Annotated in this window: 1 protein-coding gene; it reads right to left on the reverse strand. The window is 63.6% G+C overall.

Annotated features, from left to right (window positions below):
• Window positions 1–10: 10 nt before the first annotated feature.
• Window positions 11–819, reverse strand: a protein-coding gene (locus HOV91_RS39170) for an IS5 family transposase (protein ID WP_098085337.1) whose coding sequence is annotated in 2 segments (ribosomal slippage) — window positions 11–469 and window positions 472–819 — 807 coding nt in all. Because the reading frame shifts where the segments join, the coding sequence is not laid out codon by codon here.
• Window positions 820–868: the final 49 nt, after the last annotated feature.

An 868-nucleotide genomic window follows, 5' to 3' on the forward strand; every position in this document is an offset into this window, starting at 1 on the left:
AGAGGACGTCTTACGTGGTGAGTTTCTTGTAGCAGGTCAGCGCTGCGGCGAGTTGTAGAAATGCTGCGAAGAGGCGGCCGTGTCGTTCGTAGCGGATCGTCAAGCGCCGGTATCCGGTCAACCATGCAATGGTCCGTTCGATCTTCCAACGGTGCTTACCCAGCCTCGTGGGATCCTCGATCCCACGACGAGCGATCCGAGGCACGATCCCGCGAGCACGCAGCCACCGGCGATGGACATCGAAGTCGTAACCCTTGTCCGCCCGCAGTTTGGCGGGCTTGCCGCGACGAGGGCCGCGCTGCGAGCGCACCCGCGGAATCGATTCGACCATCGGGGCGAGCATCACCGAGTCGTGGGTGTTCCCGGCAGAAACACCGGTGACCAGCGGTATCCCGTTCGCGTCCGAAATGACGTGGATCTTGGATCCTTTCTTGCCACGGTCGACCGGGCTGCGGCCGGTCAGCGATCCCCTTTTTTCGCTCGCACACTCGCCGCGTCCAGGATCGCCGCGCTCCAATCGAGATCGCCGGCGAGGCCGAGCCGGTCGAGGATCGCCCGATGCAACGCCTCGAATACCCCGGCATCAGCCCACACCATGAACCGGCGATGTGCGGTCGGAACGCTCACACCGAATGACGGCGGCAGATGCCTCCAAGCGCAACCGCTGGTCAATACGAACACCACCGCAGTGAAGACCGCTCGCTCGTCCGCCGGAGCTGTCCCGCCGCCCTGAGGTCTCGGCGTGAACTCGGGGAGCAGCGGTTTCACGATGTCCCACAACGCATCCGGGACCAGCCGTTGAGCAAGCCTGTCGACCACGGGTCACATCATGCCGGACAACGAATTACACCCACGTAAGACGTCCTCT

This window comes from Nocardia barduliensis (genome assembly GCF_013315795.1).
GTDB lineage: Bacteria > Actinomycetota > Actinomycetes > Mycobacteriales > Mycobacteriaceae > Nocardia > Nocardia barduliensis.